The 22,059-nt window shown below is 56.1% G+C and carries 1 protein-coding gene; it reads right to left on the reverse strand.

Features of this window, described 5'->3' with window-relative positions:
* Positions 1-2: 2 nt before the first annotated feature.
* The gene (locus SH139x_RS23090; RefSeq protein ID WP_488352120.1) at positions 3-21,575 is read right to left on the reverse strand and encodes a GEVED domain-containing protein; all 21,573 of its coding nucleotides are present in this window, start codon (positions 21,573-21,575) and stop codon (positions 3-5) included.
* Between the last annotated feature and the right edge of the window lie 484 nt (positions 21,576-22,059).

The raw sequence follows: 22,059 nt of genomic DNA on the forward strand, positions 1-22,059 counted from the left end.
TGTTATCGCGGGACTTTGAGCGCCGGGGGGGCCGTGTATCGCCCAATTTTTCCACGTTTACGTTTTTCTTCCATGTCATTCAAGTCGGGTAGCCTCCGATATTCATCGGAGCCTCCTCGGCTGCGAAGAGCGCCGAAGGTGGTGACTTGCAATTGGTAGTCCTCGACCTCGCCGGTAGGGGCAAGGCCGTAGTAGCTGTAGCCGGTTGACTCAGAAACTCGCAGTCGAGCAAAGACTGCTCCAATCATTGCCGTCGAGGGGACAAACAGGTTCAGCGAGTTCAGTCCGTCGACGACTTCGACATCCTGCCAAACCTGTTCGCCGACGTCGTCCCAGTCACCGTCCCCATTCCAGTCAAACCACGCGTTCAGGAATGCCGTACCTGGTGTCGTGATCGCTACGTCAACGGTAGACATTTGACCGGGAATCAGCAGCAATGAGGCGATACCATCGTCGTCGGCTCCATCGCCATCGGCTGCAGTGTTCGGCAGACCGTTCGCCTCCGCATCGACCGATGAACCCAAGTACGTCTGTGCGCCGAGCAGATGCCGCGCACCGTCGTTTGCCAGTGTTGTCGGATAGCTCGTGCCGATCTCGGGTGCATCGCCAAAATCCAACTGTGACGCAGGCAACGAGAGTGGATTGAAGTTGCCTCCAATGATGCCATAGTCTGCAAAGTTGACGCGACCATCACCATTTGCGTCACCATTGCGGTATCTGATTCCAGGTAACGGATCGAAGTTCGCCCCGATGATGCCAAAGTCTGCAAAGTTCACTCGAGTGTCACCGCTTACATCGCCGGTTCGCTTGTGAAACTCAATCGCAACACTGCTTGCCAACTGACCGCCATTGGCAAATGCAAAGTCAGCCGCAAGTAGCTCAGCGGTGTAGCGGCCATCGGTGATCTGCGCCTCGAATGGCAATAGATCCCAGGTCAACGTGTCAGTACCATTCCCTGACGGAAGAACTCCAGCCAAGTCAATAAAGGAGCCGTCGCTGTGGTTCCGTAGACGCAGTCCGCCAAACGCTACTTGTGTGACCGGTTGGCTAAATCGAACGGTCACACTGGAAATGCCTGAACGATTTGTGTTGCTGATATCGCCGTTGATCGTGCTGTCGATCACCCGCGGAAGCACTTGCGACTGATCTTCGACCAGCAAGTGGAAGCTGGAACGGTTATTGGCAGAGTCGATCCAAGCCACCGTTGCGAAGCCGTTCGGATCAGAAGCGGCGACAATGGAGTCGATGCGAATCGAACCCGACTGAATGCCCGATCCAGAAGCGTCTCCTGCCACCGACTCGATCCACTGGCCCGCGTCGTAGCGACGAGCATAAATTGAGCGTTCGTCGTTGGCCCACAACAGTTTTGCGTCGAAGATGTTGGATACCAACTTTGGCTTGGCATCATGCGTCGAAGTCGCAAACGCCTCAAGCGGAAACGGTGGGTTCCAGATATTAGAGGTCTTCACGTACCTGATCGAAGTCAGATAGCCACCGCTGTCCGAGAACGACTGCCAAGCGACCAGCAACTCATTCTGAACAAATGCAGCGGTCGGCGATTGGTTGTGGAACCGCTCTCCATCAGGTACGAAGTTCCCTGAAACACCGCCGAAGGTGCCTGAGAAATAGATCTCCTGCCAAACTCCTCCGGACAACTCTCGCAAGTAGATATGGCGATTGCCAAGATCGAGTTGCGACCAAACGATCGCAATTTGATGCCCGTCGGTGACAACTTGAACTTCGCTCACCATGGAATCTGGTGCCGCTAGTGAGATTCCTCCACCGACGTCGGACGGGTCGCCAAACTCGGAAGTGCCTAACGCTATCCAGTCGCTGCCGTCGAAGTAACGCACGTAGACTTGAGTGACGCCAGTAGAAGTGTCAGTCCAGGCAAGGACGGGTCCCACGGCGTGCGAAATCAAATGAGGTGAAGTGGCAGACGTAGTTTGCGAAACACCTGTCTCTCCGAGTGAGTCACCTACGGCAACCCAGGTGTCGCTGCCCTCGTCATATTGGGCAACAAGAATGTCTGTTCCAATCTCACTACGTTTTTCCCACGCAACCAGCAGATTGCCGTCGGCATCGGTCATCAAACTTGGCCGCGTTGAATTCCAGTTTGGATCGCCCACTCCACCACCAAAAGTGTCCTTGCCCAGTGGCAGCCATTCTGTACCATCGAATCGAGCCACATAGACTTGTTCGCGACCAGATCGAGTGTCGGTCCAGGCGGCAATCGTGCTGTCCTCTGTCGCGATGACACTCGGCGAATCAGCGAACGCGATCGAGTCCGCGATTCCCGCACCACTAACGCCGAATCCACTCGCGGAACCCCGCAACTCCATCCAGCGTCCAGTGTCGACCGGTCCGGTCGGCAAGGTAGGCTGCGCCAATCCAAGATCTTCGCCACCGGAGTAGATCGTATTACTTCCCGCACCACCATCGATGAGCTCATCTCCGTCGGTGCTGGCTCCGGGATAAATCCAATCGTCGCCGTCTCCGGCCAGCACGTAATCTTTACCGAAGCCGGAATCAATCGTGTCATCATTCGGTCCGCCGATAATCAAGTCGGCACCGCCCATGCCGGCAATGCGATTATTGCCTGGCCCACCGTTGATCACGTCACCAAACCGCACCGCGTCGAAGAAGTCGGGATCAACTTCGCCGCCATCGTCGGAGCCGATCAAAATGTCATCGCCCGGTCCGCCGATTAACTCGTCTCCAATGCCACTACCAGCCATCAAGCGATCATTTCCGCCGTTGCCCTCCAGTAGGTCAACACCGGAGCCTCCATCGGCGATATCGTCGCCCTCACCAGACTTCAGCACATCATCACCACCATAGAGCCGAACCGTAACCGGACGAGTTGTTCCGGTGAGCGTGACAAGATCATCGTCGTCGCCTCCTTCGATCTCGATGTACTCCGCCAGAATGTTATTGAACAGAACGATGCTGGCACCCTCCGGATCGACGCTTCGATGGTCGCCACGAATGAAGACACGTTGAGCCTCAAAGCCGGCGCCGATGGAAACATTATCACCCGCCTGGAGCGTCACGGTACCGTTGGAAACGTCCACAACCGCGCCAGCTGGAACAACTAGGTCGTTGCCGTCAGCCGCCGAGTCCACCACTGTCAAGCGAGCGTTTCCAAGTTCGCTCACAAGCTGCTCAATGAGCAAGTTGCCGAACGTCTCGGTCGCAAAAATATCGTCGCGAGCGCTCAAACGAACGCTTGCCGCATCCCCTGGTTCGTCAACGGAATCCAGCTCCAAGTCGTTGCCTGGCTCGCCGATACTACCCGCCAGCGAGGAGATCGTGATGTCGTTGGCTAAGATGTCGTAGTAGGCAAACGAGTTTGCGTCTGTCACGTCACCGTTGGTAGCAATAGCGACATCGTTGCCGGCCATTTGACCGATCGCCAAATCGCCTGCTACTCTCAGCACAATGTTGTCGGAGGTTTGCAGATTGCGCCCTGTCAAATCGTCCAGGCTTGTGATCTGCATCAGACCAGGACTGGCTGCGGTCAATTCGCCTGTCGGCATTGACAGCATGAATTGCCTTGTGCCGCCGATCACTCCGCCAGAGAGCAATATCACATCGCCGCCAAACGCTTCGGGTTCCAATTGCGTCGCGACATTGAAGACGCTGGGGTGTAGAGCTGGCATCCCGTCAAGTAGCGAACCTGGAGCACGCAGAACAACACTTGTTCCAGAGACCACCTGCCCGACGGTCATGTCACCGACAAGTGTTTCGACGCTAAGGGCACCGTCGACGTTCGCTCGAGCCAGCTCCAGTCCAGTCACGGTGTAGTCGGTTCCCTCGATCACGATGGTGCCACTCGGCTGCACCACCGTTGCGTCTCCGCCTGCCGCTACGTGCAGTTGCCCGTTGGGCACTCGCGCGACAAAGCTGTCGCCGGATTCCCCACGAATGTCACCGCCCGCGGACAATCGCACGTTACCGGCACCCGCCACGCTGAGCGACCCCGCGTCGGAGTCAACGAGATCCGCATCGCTCTCCAGGTAGATCTCACTTCCAGAGCGTACCGTCTCCACATACAGGTCCCCGTGACCCGCCAACGCTATTTCCTGTGCGGCGTCCGCGATCACGCTACCCGTTGCTTGCACATCAACATCATCGATCAATTGGATGGTAATCGAACGTACCACAAATTCGTTGAGCACTAAATCGCCGGTTTGCACTTCGACTTCACCATCGCTGGTCGTCGCGTCGGCCATCACCGGCTCCCACAGCGAGGTCTCTTGGTAGACCTGCTGGTCGAGTCGCAGCGTAGAATTTGGTCCTAGGTAGCGATACAGACCGTAATTGTCCGCGTCGTAATCAACCGCCACCGTTTGCCCGTTTGCGATGGCGACTGGATCAGATGTTTCGTCCGTTCGCGTGGTAAAATCTGGATCGACCACTTCCCAAACTGTTGGATCAGCAAAGTTGGCGTCAGCAGGATCCTGCAAGTTGATGGACTGCGGATCCTTGAGATACCGTAGCAGCAAATGCCGAAATCCAACGATGTCCTGCGGTTCTGCTTCGGAGAGTGCATACAACGCTGAGTGCTTGGGGTCTTGAATTGTTCCAAGTGGATACTCGATGACCTCCGGTGCCGAGATCTGCCCAATCGAACCACCTGGATAACTGCCTTGGCTCGATGTTGTAGTCAGACGAATGTTGCGGCCAATGATGTTCGGCTGCTCGGGTACCGATGTCTCTGGTGGTCCAGCGGGTCCGAAGGTTGCCAGCGGTGCAATGGCTGCGTGCAGGCTCGGCGAGATACTGTAGGCGAAATCTTCAAACGAGAATCGAGAACTCTCATCTTCACTCAGCGTGGTGATTGCGGTGAGTTCAGAAGGCGTCAAGTCGGCCGATGTAGCGACCGTTCGACCGTGGAATAACTCCTCTTGCCCATCAATGATGTCCCCCGTTTCAACGGTGATAGACACATCGCCATTAACACTCGTTACCGCCGCCGTCGGCGCGATTGTGTCAGGTAGACTGGTCGGCATCACCAACACGAGATCGCCGGCAAACTCAACTTCAAGGTCAGTGCCCGCAGCTGTTCCGCCGGTCTTGGTTAAGTAGATATTGCCGTCAGCGTAGGCTGCCAAACCACCTTCACCAACTCGCTGCGTTTCAATCCGCAAATCATCTTTGTCGGTTCCAATGGTACCGCGCGAGCTAAACAATTCGATCCGCGCTGCGGAAATCGTGGACGTCACTGATGCCGGCAGAATACCGTCGGGCCCATGCAGCGTGACGGTGCCGGATGCGGATGTAATCGTACCAATACCGAGCACCGCGGGCACGTCGATCGATGTGGAGAAGGCTCGAACGTCGATATCGCCACTGGCTGAGATCATGAGCGGTTCAGCGATCTCAAAACTGGGACCGACGGGAACACCTTCGATGTTCAGTGTCACATCTCGAGCCCCTCTGATCTCCGGTACGTCGCCAAAGATGCCCGCCGTGCCGGTCGAGATGATGGAGCCCGCAAGCGAATCGAGTTCGATCACGCCAATGTCACTTGGAACGGAAAGCGAGGCCGAGAGCCGTATATCGCCGAAGCTATCGATGTCGATCGTGGGAGCTGCCGAGCCACTGAGGAAGCCGATGCTGATCGGCTCGCTGGCTGTTAGAGCGAACGAGTAGTGGTTGACTGTTCGAACCTTCTGGTTGATGAACGTGTTAATTGATTTGCGGAGTCCAAGTCCCTTCTTCCTAGTCTCGACAAACACATCGTAGGTCGCAATGTCACGGGCACCGGATGGCCCGAGGACTTCGGTATAGATCAAGTCATCCTTGTTGACTTGGGTTGTGTCAGGAACTGGTGTCCAACGGTCGGAATCCTCAAAATTCTCTTCTGCGAGATCTGCCGACTCGGATGCATCTCCGACGTACCGGAGCCAAGTCCCAAGGGCAGGATCTCCCGATTCACTGTAGTAGATTACCGTCTCACCATCTTGAATTGGCTCTGCCAGATTTTCCGCTGGCACCAAGTCCACGAACTGGTTCAGCGACTGGACAAACTGCCCCTGGAAACGCGTAGTGTCTAACTGCAGTCCGAGCTGTGCAGCCGATTGGACAGTCTCCGCCAGTAGCAGTGGCTCATCCGTTAGGATTCTTTCATCGACAATTTCGGCGCCTGCGCGATCGCGAACTAAGCCATCGATGCCAGCGAACGATCTGTCTTGATGCAGATAGGCAGTCTCACGAGCTGTTTCCGTCCCAAGGGACCAACTAAAGAACGGTCCGTCTGCCGGCTCGTCTGCAATTTCGTAACTCGACGACAAGAACGCTTCGCCGTCTGGGACATAGAACGGGACTCCACCAGCATCAAAACCAACGTCAAAGCGTTGCGCCTCGACGTTGGTACCATCCTGTTTGTATCGAATGCGTTCTAGCTTGACGGTGTCAGTGATCGTGATTGTGCCACCAGAACGCTCCGTCGTTAAATCGATCTCGCCCAGCTCCAACGTCCATGGTGTTAGGTTGACAATCGTCACGTCCGCGTAGCCATTGGCAACGACTAGCCTTCCGTTACCCGTGCTGAGGATTTGCCCAGCCAAGTTGATCGAACCGGCTCGTGGATTGATGTCCCCGATTACGATCGACTCGGTGCCTGGATCAAAGTAGCCGCTAATCACCGGCACGAACTTGCCGCCGTGCGTTTCCGTCCCCACCCCATCGCCGATCACCACACCATTGATCAACTGTCCCTCGTCGTCAGTAAAGCCACTAATCGCGTCCAGCGGATCAAAGCTCGGCTCGATAGTCAAGTCGTACGAATCCACGCCGCTTTGAATCAAACCATTGACGTTCAAATAACGTGCGGTGATCAGAATTCGCCCGTTGGCAATGATCGAGGAGTTGTCGTTTGTAATAGCTTCGGGAATGCTTGGGCCGAGGGGCTCGTCACCGTCAGTCAGTGACCATTCCATCTCACTCGCCGGATCTGGAACTGAGCGAGGAACGGATGGCGGATTTCCGATATTCAGATTCAATTGCCCTTGGACTGCTGCGAAGTCGATCAAATTTCGCGGATTACTACCTGAGTGGAACAGGTAATCAACGTTCAGCGAGAAATCACCGCTGGAAATGATCGTCACATCCGACTCATCGCCACCTCCGCGAATGTCGCCCGAGACGTAGATACTGCCTTCGCGATTGTCGATCAGGATCTGGCCTTCGTCGTTGATCACACTACCAGCGATGTACATGTCTTGCGGCACATCAGGAAAGCCGAGATCGATCAACGCGTTGTTGAGCGGGTTCGTCGTCTGCTGGATGATCGAAATGTTGCCCATTTCCGATTCCGTTTCGTCAGTCAGGTTGGTAAAGTTCGCGTAGACGTTGCCGGGATCAAACGCGACCAACTCCCCATCAACGATCTGCAGTCGAACGTTGTCGTCGACATGAATGTCATCGGTCACCAGCGTAAATGGCGAAGCGTTGAAGATCGAAACCTTTGAATCCGAGAAGGCTTGCAAGCTGCCGTCGTCAACTCGAGCGATAAAATCGGCCGGTGATTGCGAATCGGATTCGATGAAGATGCTGCCAGGTGAGACCGCTAGTTTCGGCGTGCGCAACTGCAACAGGTCCAAGCCACCCGGGAAGACGCGGACGCTACCATCTGGAGAATCGAGGTCTTCACTCAAGCCGAGTTGCTCCAAACGGGCTTCGACTTCTTCGAGCTGTACCGAGTAGCGCACGACCGCTTCGGTGTCACCCGAGTACTCGGCAATCCACTCGCGTAGTTGATCGCGTTGGCCAAGCAGCAAATTCAATGTGCTGGCGAACGTCATCGTCACGTCGCCGACGTCGACCGGTTTGATCACGTAAAACTGCGAAATGAACTCTTCGATATTCGCACGATCGCTGCTGACGAAGAACGCGCTGCTAACTGGTTCGGTTGAGCCAAGTGCCAACCAGCGGGTCGTATCACCGTAGTTCTGCTCGCCGAGTACCATTGGCTCGCCGGATTCGCCAGTCACGGGCAGGAATTCGTAGAAGTCACCGACGATGCCGCCCGCTGTGTGACTGGGGCCAACTTGGACGATTTCGCCGGTCGCAATCCTATCTGGTGCGAGGTTCGTGACGATCGGCGCGTATTCGTAGTCGATCGCTAGGCTATAGCCTTCAGCCGACTTCTCCGCTTCGGTTAGCCTGTCACCGAGCGTGACACCTAAAGGCAAATTGTGCAGGACCTGAATGTTTGACTCGGCAGTCGCTCCGGCTGAGACCTCGCTGCTCGTCGCGATGTCGATGTTCGTTGTCGTTTCATCAAGTACATCAAATAGAGTCGCCCGACCGCCTAGTGGAAATCCGCCCCTCACGACATCGCCATCGGCGCGAACTCGGCGCGCAACGCCAGTGTTGTTGGAAAATTGAGCGATCAAGTTCACGTCTTCGAAGGCAGTCAGTTCCGTACCGGCTCCGACGTTGATCGAATTCTGTTCGTCAACTCGTGATGTAACAAACGAGACGAGTCCCTCGATCGGGATGATACTGCCGATGAACACGTTTGAGAAGGCATCGGTCGTCACGCGACTGGCAAGTTGATCCGAGCCGCGGCCGGTGACAATATGTAGGTCTTCTCCCGAAACTGACGCAGCATTCAGCGTAATGTCATTCTTGGCAACCCGCTCCGCGATGCTCTGGCCGCGAGTAAAGAACGACACTGCGCTTATCAACTGTACATCCGCCGTCGATCGCATGTCGCCGTCGTTGGTCGCTCGTAGCGTCACGTCGCCGACCTCGTTGCGTATCTCAGCGTTGCCAATTGCAATGTTTGAGTCGGTGTAGGCTCGCAGTTCCGAGTAAGCGTGGCTCGTTGTCGCTACACCGCCCCCTTCGATGTTGACTCGGTCCCTCAGGTTGACATCATTAGTCGCCGAGATCTCTAACGTGGCATTCGGCAGTCGAACGGAATCGCTGGTTGGTCGAACAGAAAAGAAGTCGAATTCCGCAATGCGCGGATCGATCAAGGCAGCTCCACCAGCCGTTTCAGGCGGTCGCGATACGATGATCTCGGTGCTGTTACCAATGTTGACATTCGCACCGAAAGCGCCATTCATTGAGTCAGTGCCGATATCGGTCGTGCTCGATAGAACAGAAACAGCTAGCAGACCGGCAGTCAGACCGTAAAGGTCCAGTTGGCCAACGGGGATTTCTTTTCGCACATCATTGTGCGAACGAATACGCAGTTGCTCGGCTTCGATGCTCACGCCTTCGCCCACATGCACTTCGGACCCGCCGGTCAGCGTACGTTTCAGCTTGACACCCGCACCGATTACGCCCCCAACAAGCACATTTGTGCCCGTAGACACAGGATCGATTGCATGCCGCGCGTCGATCAAGATGGTCTGAGCGAATAGACGCGTGTCGTCCGCCAGATTGACCGTGGTTGTATTGCCAATGTTCATGGCTGATCGAGCACCGGTAACCGCCACCAGTCCACCGCCAAACGCTTGCAGTTCGACGTCTGCGTTGTCGCGTTGGTCGGCGTCAATCACGATCGCATCTCCGGCGATGAGCGTGCCGGCCACGTCGACTTCAGCATTGGCGTTGATTGTCAGCGTTGAAAAGGATCCACCGAGTGCGACGACGCCTGCCACACCGCCACCGACATCGATTTCCGCCTCGACAATCGAAGTGGCCATAACATGGATGTCGTCACCCGCGGTCAGCAATGCTGCTTCGCCGACGATCGCCTGAGCACCGCGAGGCACGAACGTTTCGTCGTCGAGACGATCAATGAGTTGCGTCCTGGTCGGAAACTCCGTGATCAAACTGTCGTTGGCCGCACCCGTGATCGCTGCCACGTCTTCGCTGTTACCAATGTCCGCTGCATTCGTTTCGAAGTCGCCCAAGTTCGCCTGACGCGTCCCCGACTCATCCGCATTGTGATCTCCCGTCAGCGAGCCACGAGCGTTCTCGGCGTTGTTGACGCCATCGTGATGAGCTGGTGTTTGATCAGCCTCCTCTTCTCGTCCTTCTCGCAAAGATCGTAGTTCAGTTCCTTCAATCGCATTGCCATTGTCATTGGCAATCGTGTCGTTGATTGGCGAACCAAGACTCCACACCGAAACGCCCGCGTGCAAGGCCGCTCCAGCAAGCGATCCACTGACAACCAAGCTGTCCAGTTGTTGCAACTGCAGTGCATTGACTTCGATGTCTCGAGCCGCCACCACAACCGTGTCCTCACCAATTTTGGCCATCACATCGTTGCGAACGCTTCCCACGTCCACCGCACCGCCGATGCCAACAAATCCACCTGCAGCTCCAATTGTGTACGCTCGCACGCTCGTATCATTCGCGGCATTCACAAACACGTCGCCGACACGCAACGCATCGCCAGCATCCTCGTTCACGCTCGTTCCATCCATCAACTCGGCGGTCGTGTCCGAATCGATCAAGGCCACCGCAACGGCACCTGCGACACCAACGAAGCCGCCCCCGCCGGCTGCGACCACGTGCAAAATATCTTCGCTAGAGTCTGCCTGGACAATGACTCCGTTTCTCGCAGCCGTTTCGAAGGTTGATCCATCGTCGTCACCGGTGAAGACGCCTTCAACAAAAGAACCACTCCCGAACGCAGTGATGCTAGCACCAGTGCCAGTGAACGTTCCCTCAGGATCGCCAACGGGCGTTCCGCCGACGACTGCTTTCGTATCTTTGTCGACCACGATCACGCCGACAGAGGCCCCCACACCAACGGCTCCGCCAGCAACACTGCCTGCGACATTGGTGATTTTCGATCGATCATCTGCCATGATAGAGACGGAGCCACCCGCCTCCAGGACAGCTTCGCTACCAACGTAGGCGTAGGTCGTGTCGTCAAAGATAAAGCTACTCGACGCACCAGCCACGCCCACCAAACCGAAAGCCAGTGCCGCGCCGACCGTAACAATTTTCTGTTCCGAGTCTGCCTGGACGGAGATTTGATTCAGTGCGCTAACCGATGCGTTGTCAGCAATGTGCGCGTCAGTGTGAATCGATAGCTTGCTCACCGCGATCGCAGGTGCGACGGCAACCACGCCGAGCCCCGCACCGCCAGCGATCGCCATGTGATAGAAATCGCTCGATGCTCGAACGGTCACGTCCTGCTGCGGCATGACGCCTGGATCGCTTACCACTGGCAGATCGTTGACAATCGCGGAGTCACCGATGAACGCGGTCACGTCGTTGTTGATGACGTTTGCCGCCGCCGAGATGGCGATCGCCACGACGCCACCAGATATCGAGAACGTGTAGACCTCGATATCATCTTTCTGTGTCGCCGTGACGATCAAGCCCGACTGGAGTTCCGTTTCAATCTCGGCGAACCGTTGGTTCGCCAACGCGGCATCTTGAACTTTATCATCCCCGCCACTATCTCCGCCGACATCGCCACTCAGATCAAATGTTTCAAAATCCGGCAACGGCACTTCGGTTGCAGTTGGTAACGGAGCGTCTGGATTCTGTTGCTCGCTGGCGTCGATCGCGAAAGTTGGTTGACCCGCCGGCGGGTCGGCCTCATTCTCAGCATGCGTGTCAATTTTGACGTTTTCCACAAAACTGATTTTATGCCGCCCAGTCGAGACCTCGACCGGCTCACGCAAACCAAACGCGTTCACATTAGCCTCGTCGCCAACAAACGAACGCACAGACTTTGTGATCTTGGAAACACCTGCCGTACCAGCGCCTGCTCCCACGCCGGCCGCCAATGCCCCGGCGATCTTGTCGATTTCAGTCTTGTCGTTCGCGTCGACAACGACTGACCCCATCGCAGTTACTATCGTGACCCCACCGGTATCAGCGGCGTTGTTAGGATCGCGACCGACAAACGCATCGGTATTGATGTCGATCACGTGCACCGATGCATCCAAGGCCACTCCGGCAATACCAGCAGCCACCCCCGCAGCCACCGACGTGATGTCTTGAAATGTGTTGGCTCGCGTGAAAATGTTTTCATCAGCGGTCACGGATGCGCCGGAGGCGATAGTCGCCAGAGTGTTCTTAGTAATCTTGCCGACGTCTGCCCCCGCCGATGCGCCGACGGTTCCGGCGCCGATTGAACCAGCGACCGTCAGAATATCGGACGCATTGTTGGCATCGACAAAGACGCTGCCGCCGGTCGATGTGACCGTGACATCTGTTCCGATTTTGGCTTCAGTGGTCTCCGTCAGCTTCGTCACCACGGCGACGCCCGCAACGCCGACCGTGCCCGCCGCACCGAACGCGATGCCAACGGATTTGACTTCCTGCTCTGCGTTCGCATCGACTTTCACATCACCGCCCGCCGTGACAACTGTGCCAGAGCGCAGCTCAGCGATGGTCGTCGCATTGTGAACCAGCGTGGCGTTGGCTGCACCCACACCCGCGGTTCCACCAGCGCCACCGCTTCCGCTGCCAAAGCGAGCCTTCAAGTCATCGGCTGATTGAACATCCAAACGACCGCCGATGTTCAGCGTCGTATTGCTGCCAACGACCGCCGATGTGTGATTCGAATCGACTTTCATAACCGCGACGCTAGCTGCAACACCGGCTGTACCGGCGGCCCCCAGGCCTGCCACCACCGACAGCAAATTGCTGTTTGACAAATCGCCAGACGCATCACCGGAGAACAATTGCACATTCCCATTGGCGACGACATTGGAGTTGTTGCCGATCTCAACTTCAGTTGTGAAGTCCGGCAGCATCACATCCACAGCCACGCCGACACCCGCATCGCCTCCCAGTGCGACGCCGCCAGCGACATCCACGATCCGTGACGTTCGCAGCGCCGACATGCGAATGCTCTGATCCGTATCGCCGAGCACATTGTCGTCGGTTGTATTAATCGACGTGTTGTCGCCAATGCGTGATTTAACGGTCGATTCATTGCGATTGACAACAACGGACGGAGCGACTGAGGCTCCCGATGCAACTCCTCCCGCTACAGCCACAATGACTTGATTGTCGATTGCGTTAGCATCCATGTAGATGCCCGAGTAGTCGACCGTGGGCGCATCAAACGTTGCCAAGCCGGGCCGAGACGCCGTCGCGTCGACAACCGCACCGTCGCCAATCTCCGCCAAAACCGTGCGGTCAACGCTCATCTGCGAGAATGCCAAGCCCACGGCCGCGTCTCCCGTGGCCAATCCGACAGCCCCGCCGATGACTTTCGCGTTGATATCGTCGTTGGCGTCGAGCAGCAAGTTTGACAACTGCAGGTTCGCGCCGGGATCGACCAAAGCCGCCACGTTGTGATCCAAGTCGACCCAGTTGGCGGAGCCGGAGAACGCGGACTCGCCGCTGCCGGAGATGGCTGCGGAGACGGCCAGCAAGTTCATGTCGTTGTCCGCAACGACTCGCAAATTGGCTTGATGGGCGGCAGACTCGGTGATGGAAACCGAGTCGGCGACCCAGGCGTTTACGAACTGATCGACGTTGGTGACACCTAGATTCGCACCATAGCTACCGTCGCCGCCGATGCTGATGAGTCCAACAATCGGCAGCAAGTCCATTTCGTTGTTGGCTTGGACATCGATGTCCCGCACGTTCAATTTTGTGTCTTCGCCCAAGAATGCGGTCGTGTTGATGCGCGTCGTTGCGAGGACCAAACCAGCGGCACCCGCGGTATCGCTCGCGCCCACGGCAGTCGGAGCGATGACGATTTGCCGGTCGCGACTGTGAGCTTCCACGTCCAGCGTGTCGGCCACAACGCGAGCCCGTTCGACGGAAGCCTTGCTGTACTGCAAGAAATGGTTTTGGGCATAGTTGCCTGCCCCCGCACCGCCATCAGTGGCAATCGATAGCGCCCCACCCACAGAAATCACGTCTGCGTCCGCATCCGCGTGAACGGTCACCGTATCCCCCGCAACGACGGTCATCGAATCGTCAATGTAGGCTCCGGTGATATTCTTGACGACGTTCAAACTAAACGCACCGGCGATGCTCAACCCACTGGAACCTTCCGATGATGAACCGCTCGGATCATCCGGGTCGCCGATGCTGATGGAGCTCGTTGGACCGGATACTCCGGAGGAACCGACGCTTACGCCGCCCGCAATAGCCACCGACCAAACTTTGGGAGCCGAATTCGCCGTCACCAACACATTTCGACCAGCCGTTACGCTCCCCAGAAAGTGATCACTGGCGGGCAATGCGTCAGGCACTTCGCCAATTGCATCGCCAATGTAACCGCCCGCGGGAACCTGGAATTCGGGCCGCCCCGCATAGTTGCCGCGGCCACCGGCAAGACCGCCGCAGTCGTCGCGATCGTCCCGATCCTCAAAGTCGCAGATGCCTTGCATGTCGTCATGATGATCGGCAATGTACGCTTCCGATCGATCAACGACATAGTTCAACCCCGCGCCGATGCCAATCGCAGTTTCGGCCACTGCGAGGCCAGGCGTGACCGTGATCACGTTTGCCGTAGTATCTGCGTCGACAATCACATCCCGCACCGCCTCGAGTTTCGCACGATCGTCGACGAGGGCCAGAGCGTTGTTGCGCAAAAAATTCAGCGTGGCAGCCCCTTGTACCGAGGTGTCGGTCGCTTGCCCGCCCGCCAATGCGATCAGAGTACTGTCGGTTGCCGAATTCGCCGCGACGGTAATATCTCTGCCCGCCGCGACGTCAGCCCGATCATAGATCGACGCGAATGCAATGTTCTCATTCATGATGACGTCGGCCACGCCACCACCCGCTACCGCCGAATCATCCACTAGGACATTGAGTACCGAGTTCGTGCCCGCGGTATGGAAGCTGTCTAGGTCTGCGATCGCACTGACGTTAACATCCTGATTCGTGATGCTACCGAACAAACCGCTGCGTTGGTTGACCTGAGCGCCCTGAGCGATGCCCGCGTAAGCCGCATTCTGCATCCCCGAATAATTGATCGCGAAACTTAACCCCGTTCCGCCGTCGGTGGCGGCGGTGCTGTGGACGAACGAATTGCCAACGTCGTTTTCTTCTAGCAAGCCGTCAACAAGCGGTTCGACCAGCGCCTCGTTGATGCCTCGATTGATCTCGTCCGCAATATCTTGATCCGCTTCGGCATCGTCGTCGTTATCTTCGATCAGTGCGACCGCGTAAGCTTGAGCTGCATCGACTCCTGCGACTTGCGTGTCCTCCCCCAGTCCCAAAGCAGCCAAAGTTAGTGTAAGGGGATCGACCGGCGCTTTCCGCATGCTGGTTGCAGACACATCGAGCGTATCCCGCACGTCGACCACTGCGTCCCAACCCAAAAACGCGCTCGATTGATTGCCGGAAGTTGTGTAAGCCGCCGCGCCGCCAATCCCTAGGTCTGTTGGCGACCCAATCAAACCAGCCGTCGCCGTAGCGCTGACCTGCAGTAGATCGATCGCTTCGGCGGTAACCGTCAAGTCGCGAGCTTGCAAAATCGCCTCGGTGCCGATCGAGGCTGCGGCATCATTTGCACTAAGTACGACCGCATAGGAAGCCGCGATTTGATTCTCTGGATCGGACGAAGAAAACTCAGTCGAGCCCAAGCTGAAGCCACCGCCTGAGACATACCCTTCGATCATATCCGATCCCTGCTCGATGCCGTCGGCAAGCCCTTCGGAAAGTTCTTGTAGCTCATGGTCCAATGGCAACGCCGCCAAAATCTGTCGCGCGATATCGAGGTATTCAAAGTCCTCGGGGTTTGAGTTGTCTTCCTCATCGCCGCTTGAAGTAGACGAACCTCCTGACACCCAGCCATACGACCGCGTGATGTTCTTGAGCATATTCGCGTTGGCCGTTACCGCTGCGGTTCCGTCAACCGTGATGACGCCTTCCACCTCTGCTGACGCGTTGGATTGGTTGAAGCTAGACGCAAACGTGCCCGCAAACGCCGTCTCGCTGTCTTCGGCTGTTCCAAACGAAGAAGCGTTGGCTGTGTTGCTGAACGAGACCAGGTTGTCGGCACTTACATTCAGTACGCCAGCATCGATCAGGACACCGCTGCGAACATGGATATCGCTAACAGCTTCATTGATTGCCAGCGAAACAGAGATACCAACGGTCTCGCCGACCGTCGGTACCGAACTGTTGACAAACAGATCGCTGTTGGCATCGGAGTCGATTGTGAGTGTCTCTTCACTCGAAAGCCGAGCACCCTGGAGGACAGTGATGATCGACTCAGGTCGCGTCCTTCCAAACGTGATCCCAAATGCCGACTCGCTGCTTCGCACCGACGCATTTGCCGTGGCGATCGTTTGCAGAGTCAAATCCTTGGTCGCTTCGATCCACGCACCTTGGCCAACCGAGATTTTCGCACTCGCGTCTGCGGAGACGACAATCGCCTCTTCTGGCGTAAACGTGTTCGATTCGCTGTCTACATCCACCGGCAGTTCACCGCGTGCATCGCCAATGATGCTGCGGTCAACGCCGATGAAAGTGTCGACAGGGAATGCCATTTCTCCGTCGATCACATCCTGCAAATAGAATCGCCCAGGTCGGCGATCGTTCGCGATCACAATGTCCAGTGAGCCGTCGTCGTCAAGGAAACCCGCAGCAATCGTCGTCGTCGGCAGGGATTCTGAGTGAATATTGCGACCAACGAAAGAACCGTCGGATTGTTGCAAGTAAAAGCGATCCATCTGATGATCCGTTGCGACCATCAAGTCTTGCAGTCCGTCGCCGTCCAAATCACCCGCCGAAAGATCGCTGATGCGCAAACCTGGTCCATCATCGCTATTGATCCGCACGGGTGTTGCAAAACCACCGCTGGCGCCCTGATAGAGCCATAGTTCGCCAGTTCCAGTCGCCACGATCAATTCAAGTGCTGCGTCGCCATCGAAGTTGTCCAGCACGATTGCCCGCGTATCGAGGGCATCACCAGGTAACGCCGAAGCGATAAAGCCTGCTCCATTTTGAATGTAAAGTCGATCCGCACCACCAGCCACACCCACGACGATATCGTCAAGCCCATCGCCCGAGATATCCCCAACGACAACCGATTTGCCGTCGACAATCGCAGCATCGATAACCGTTGACGCTCCCGTATCAAGGTTATGTGAAATAAGGCCGGACGCCGTGGCCGCGAAAGCCCGACGATTCCCGCCTACTTCGTACGTTCCGATGGCTGATGTGTTGACTGTCGCCAAGCCAAGTGTTCGTGTGAAGGAAAGTCCGCTGCCAGTGTTGGAATAGAGTCGATCAGCGGTATCACTCGAACCAGCGACAATGTCTAGAGTTCCACTGCTATTTTCAATTGCCGAGAGAGAGGTAAACCGCATCGCGCCGGTTTCGATCTGCGTCGCTGAACCGAAGAAGCCTTCCCCTGGATCCCAATCGTACATCAGTATTCCATCACCATCCGTCGCGATGACCCATTCGAGTTCTGGATCATCGTCAAAATTTCCCAACAGACTGGCTGTCGTACGATACGCAAACGCCTGCTCGGTCAGCTCCAGTTCACGCTCCGTTGTCGCCGTCACGCTGAGATCTACGAAAGCACCGCGAATGTTCGCACCGGCGCCGATCTCGAGTTCAGACTCCGCGGCAAAATACTCCAGGCCGTCGCCAACGAAATTGTCGAGGAGATCTGCAAGGATGTTGTCGACGCTATTCTCATTCGCAGCCAGCGTCATCGTGATGTTGCCAGCGACAAACCCGGGAGCATGCGCAAGAATGTTTGCTCCATCACCAATCTCGATGTGATTCGCAAGAAATGTGATATTGCCCGAGTTCGCAAGACTCGCATCACTCATATGATCCAGGGAGGGATCAAAGATCGCTCGACTTGACACGGTCACATCTGGCTCGACAACGATCTTGTCCGCGACGATGTTCGTACTCAACAAACCCAAGCCGCCAACATAGCCCGCAATCGTGGCCGTTCCATCAACGATGATCGTCACGTTGTCAAACTGCGTTGTGTCGCCATTGCCAGTGATCGAACGAAATGTCCTGTCACCGGAGTAGTTGAATGTCTGATTGCCGGAGACAATCAGATCGACACCTCCAGCCGATGGTGTCAAGCGTGCCTCAGGTACCGCCGGAGTATAGTCGTAAGGCGTGAAATCGACGGGAGCGGCTAAGTCGGGGCTAGGGTCACTGGTGGAAAAGTCACCAAGGTTCGGAAAGTTGATGTTATCGTCTGCGGCAACGCCCGGGATTGCCTGTCTTTCATTGCTGAGATAGTCCCCAATCACCTGCCCGTTTTGGAAGTCGAAAAACAATGTCCGGAACACGTTGTCTCGCAGCTTGTCACTTTCCCAAAGTGCAAAGTTGCCCGCGCCGGTATCGTAGTAAATTTTGTCCCAAGGTTGCGTAATCTCGATATTGGCCGACGTTCGACTCCCCTCTGGTCCGGTGAAATCCGCGGTCAAAACGTACTTGCGACCGTAGACCGCTTGCCCGTTGCCGGCCGCTTCGCCTCGCTCAACACGGACGATTTCGAACTGTCTCAAACTGCTAACGCTACCATCGTCCAGGCGTTTGATGACGTAGCCGCGACGCAGTGGCGAGCTATCCGTAAAGAAGGAAGAGAACTCTTCGGCCTCACCATCGCCGGCGAGTTGTTGATAGTATTCGTCACCAAAATAAATGTCTCGTGCCGCAAAATAACTGAGAACCGAGGCTGGCAATGTACCGAGCGAGTTGATCGAGTCCAGGTCGCTCATCAATGTTGGATTGGACGTCGAACTGCCATAGATGATCGCACTCGTTTCGGTATATCCGCCACTGAACGGCGTGTAAATCGTCGCGGAAGTCGGAGAAGCGGTGTTGACCAACCGTAGCCGACCGGCGACCAAGAATTCACCCTCGATATTCGCGTTGTCGACTCGTACGCGAATGGTCCCGCTTGCGTCTGCCGTGACCGTTGTCAAATGTCGCCAGCCTTGGCCATGGGCTTCGTAGCTATTCGCCAGACCGGTTGGATAGACGATGACATCATTCGGGCTGGCAATTGTGTCGCCTGGATTCTCCCGCTGGTTGACCGATACTGTCTCGACCAAGGTGGAACCAACGAAGATGTTGTACTCGGCAGCGCTAGCAGGTGACTTGGAACCGTGTTCATGTAGTTGGTTATTGACCAGCCAATCTGTCTGAAGCGTGTACTCTCGCCCCGGCACAAGAGCGGTAAGTTCATACTGAAATCCGCCCGCAGTGATCGGCTCTTGAAATGACTCACCAATCGCCCCCGTCGTCCGCGATTGATAGCGGTAGAAATTGGATAGTGTCGAAGCACTGTTTGAACGCCACTGGTGATCACTGTCCATCGAGTTGAACCACACATCGTGATCGAACGGAGCGCGATAGTTATCGCTGTTCGAAACCGAAACGCCATACTCATCCATGACGCCAGGCAAAGTCGCTGATAGCAGGTTCCCGCCATGCTGGCCATTGTCGACGAGAGCGGCGAAGTCATAGTTCGTACCAGTGAGGTCTGACAAGAGCTGACTGAGCACCCGAGGGTGTTTGGCGCGATCGCCCGGCTCCGGTGGCTGGCCATTTTCGAGCCGCAACGGATCCCACTCTTGCAGCAATAGCATCTCTGTCATCATGACGCTGTTGGCGTAAGGCGCGAACGTCTCCTTGTCGAAGACCGCGTTGTCTTTGAGCGCACCCATCGGATTCGGGTTCAATTGCACATCAAGAACATCAGAGCCTGCGCCAAAGAGCGCGCCGGCATCGCCTTCGAGAGGTTCCAAGTGATCGGTTCCGAAAAAGCCAAGAATGCGATCGAGTCGTTCGTGATCATTAGGCCGAAATAATGGCACGTGCAATTCGGGGTTGTCGGCAAATCCAGTTGCGATTGTGATCGACCGCACATCCATGCGACTTGAGCCGCCCGAGAGAACCGCATCGATCGTGCGCACGTCGACGCCATACCGCTTTTCGATCGCATCCAAAATCAGGTCGACCGCCCAGTCCTTGACCTTTTCCTTGAGCGCATCCAAGGCAATGGAAAACGGATTGATCGCACCCAACGGCAGCTGGGCGATGGGCTCCAGCACATCACGTTCAAGCTGATCGCCGAACTCTCCAATCAGTCCGACGGTCCGTCCAACAACGTTCGGCATCCCAAACATTGAAATCAGATTGTTACTGATGTACGAATCTTCTCGATCGCCATCACTGTTCGGATCTCGAAGTTCAGACAGTAACGCTGCAAATAGCCCGGCGTCTTCTTCATCGGCGCGATCATTAAGGAAATCTGGATCTACCAGGTCGGGTCCCGAAGTTCGGCCCTCCTCATTTTCGCCGTCGCGGCGAACCTGCGGATCGAACATCGCCCGCGCCAGCGACTGACCAACCGCTGGCCATTGCTGGATACCGCGATCGATATTCGCGATCCAGTATTCCAGGTAGTCACCGGTCGTTCCGCCACCAAGCCCACCGAGGGTACTTGCCATCGCTATGACTCGGACTTCCTCAGGCGAATTTCCGTCCGAGATTGCTTGAAAGATATCCTCGAACGGTAGAACCAAATCGTCATAGATTTGCCGTAGGTTATCTGCCACATCCGAGAAATCGAAACCATCACCGCGGGCCAGGTTCCGCAACGCTTCCTCTGCCGAATCCACGAGGTCTTGTAGGGGTTCATTCATCGATCCGGTCGGCGCATCTTCGGGGGCCAATTCGGACAACACGTCAACCAGCGTCTTTCGCTGTATCAGAAAGTTGTCCACCAACAGTCCACGCGACTTGACCGTTTCGCTAACGACCAATTCGGAGCCCTCGTGCCGAACGACAAAGTCGCGAAAGTCGGCTTGCAGTCGGAAACTTTGAGCGACGCCCGAGTCGACATCAAAAGAGTCGACTCGCGTCAGACGATCTGAACTCTGCATGTCGGCTGTGAAATATTGACCTGCGGTGAAGAACTCAATTTCCGTCTCGTCGGGATCGAAAGACGTCTCTCGCAACTCGAGGAGTAACTCCGCGACGCGATCCGAATCAGTAACTCGGAATAGCTCCTCTTCGACTTGGGCGACCAAGTTTGGTGGGTCGTAGAGCATGGCGTCAAACACAAATCGACCAGGTGCGTCGATCTCTTTGGTCTTTGACGCGTTGCCACTGACATCTCCATCCGGCAAAATCTCGCGACCTTCGCCGTAGGAGTTGGAAATATTGCCGTCGAACCCAGGCGTGGCGTCGGCGATGTAGGATTCAGCAATGATATGCCGGAGCGCATTGCTGCGCGAGAATTCATTCGTTGGATCGACGATGTCGGTAAAGCCGGGGAACGGCCCATCGGCGATCTCGTCCATCAACGTATGAACCCACAAATCGCCGATCGAATGTGATGCAAAGCCGTAGGCCCAAGCCAGAATTTGGTGCTGTTCGACTTGGGTGTAACCACCGACGTCGCCTTCGGTGTTTTGAGCCGCCCAAGCTTTATCGAGCACGTGGCTGTTGAAAATGTTGATTGATTGCGGGTGGATGACTTGCTGTCCCGCTACCAGATCCGGAAATCCATCCGGACCGACCGCTCCACCATAGAAGTAGCTGGGATAATTTTCTAACGCATCCACCAACTTCGGATGAACCGGATAGTCGGTACCCTCAATCGTGATCTGCCCGTCGTCGATGACTGACATACGCACGTCGTTGGCGATCTCAATGTGCGTGAAGGGATTAAAGAGCATCAACCGCGGTTCGAGGGTCTCTGAACGCAATTGGCTTCTGAGCTTGGCCCTGTTGACGCGATGCTTACGATGCGAGCGGGATCTAGACAAGATTTTTGATAGACGTCTCAACAGTCAATCCTCAAGTGCGACGGAGATGCGGTTAAGAAAAGACACGTAGAACAATTCCATTGGCCGTACGCCTGGGACAAAGTCTTCGAGAGTTTTGCTGTCGCCCCCCAAAGTCACAGGCGCACACGTTTCCGCAGCGAGTACCGACGTTGATCCTGCCCGAAGCGCAGACTTGCGGGCTCTTCGCAACTGCGGTAGCAGGGGCGATCGCAAAAAAACGGTAAACAAAAACAAATCGCTCACCCGCTGTGGCATGCGGGAGAAGCGCGGTCGCCTACGAGAAAACGAGCTCCGGCATTTCGCAAAATTACTGGATGCGATCGATTTTCGGCACTAGCTAGAACCCGTCCCATTGGTTAGTGCGAAATATCTG

The sequence above is a fragment of the Kothea flammea genome (genome assembly GCF_052161645.1).
Taxonomy (GTDB): Bacteria; Planctomycetota; Planctomycetia; order Pirellulales; family Pirellulaceae; genus Laterigemmans.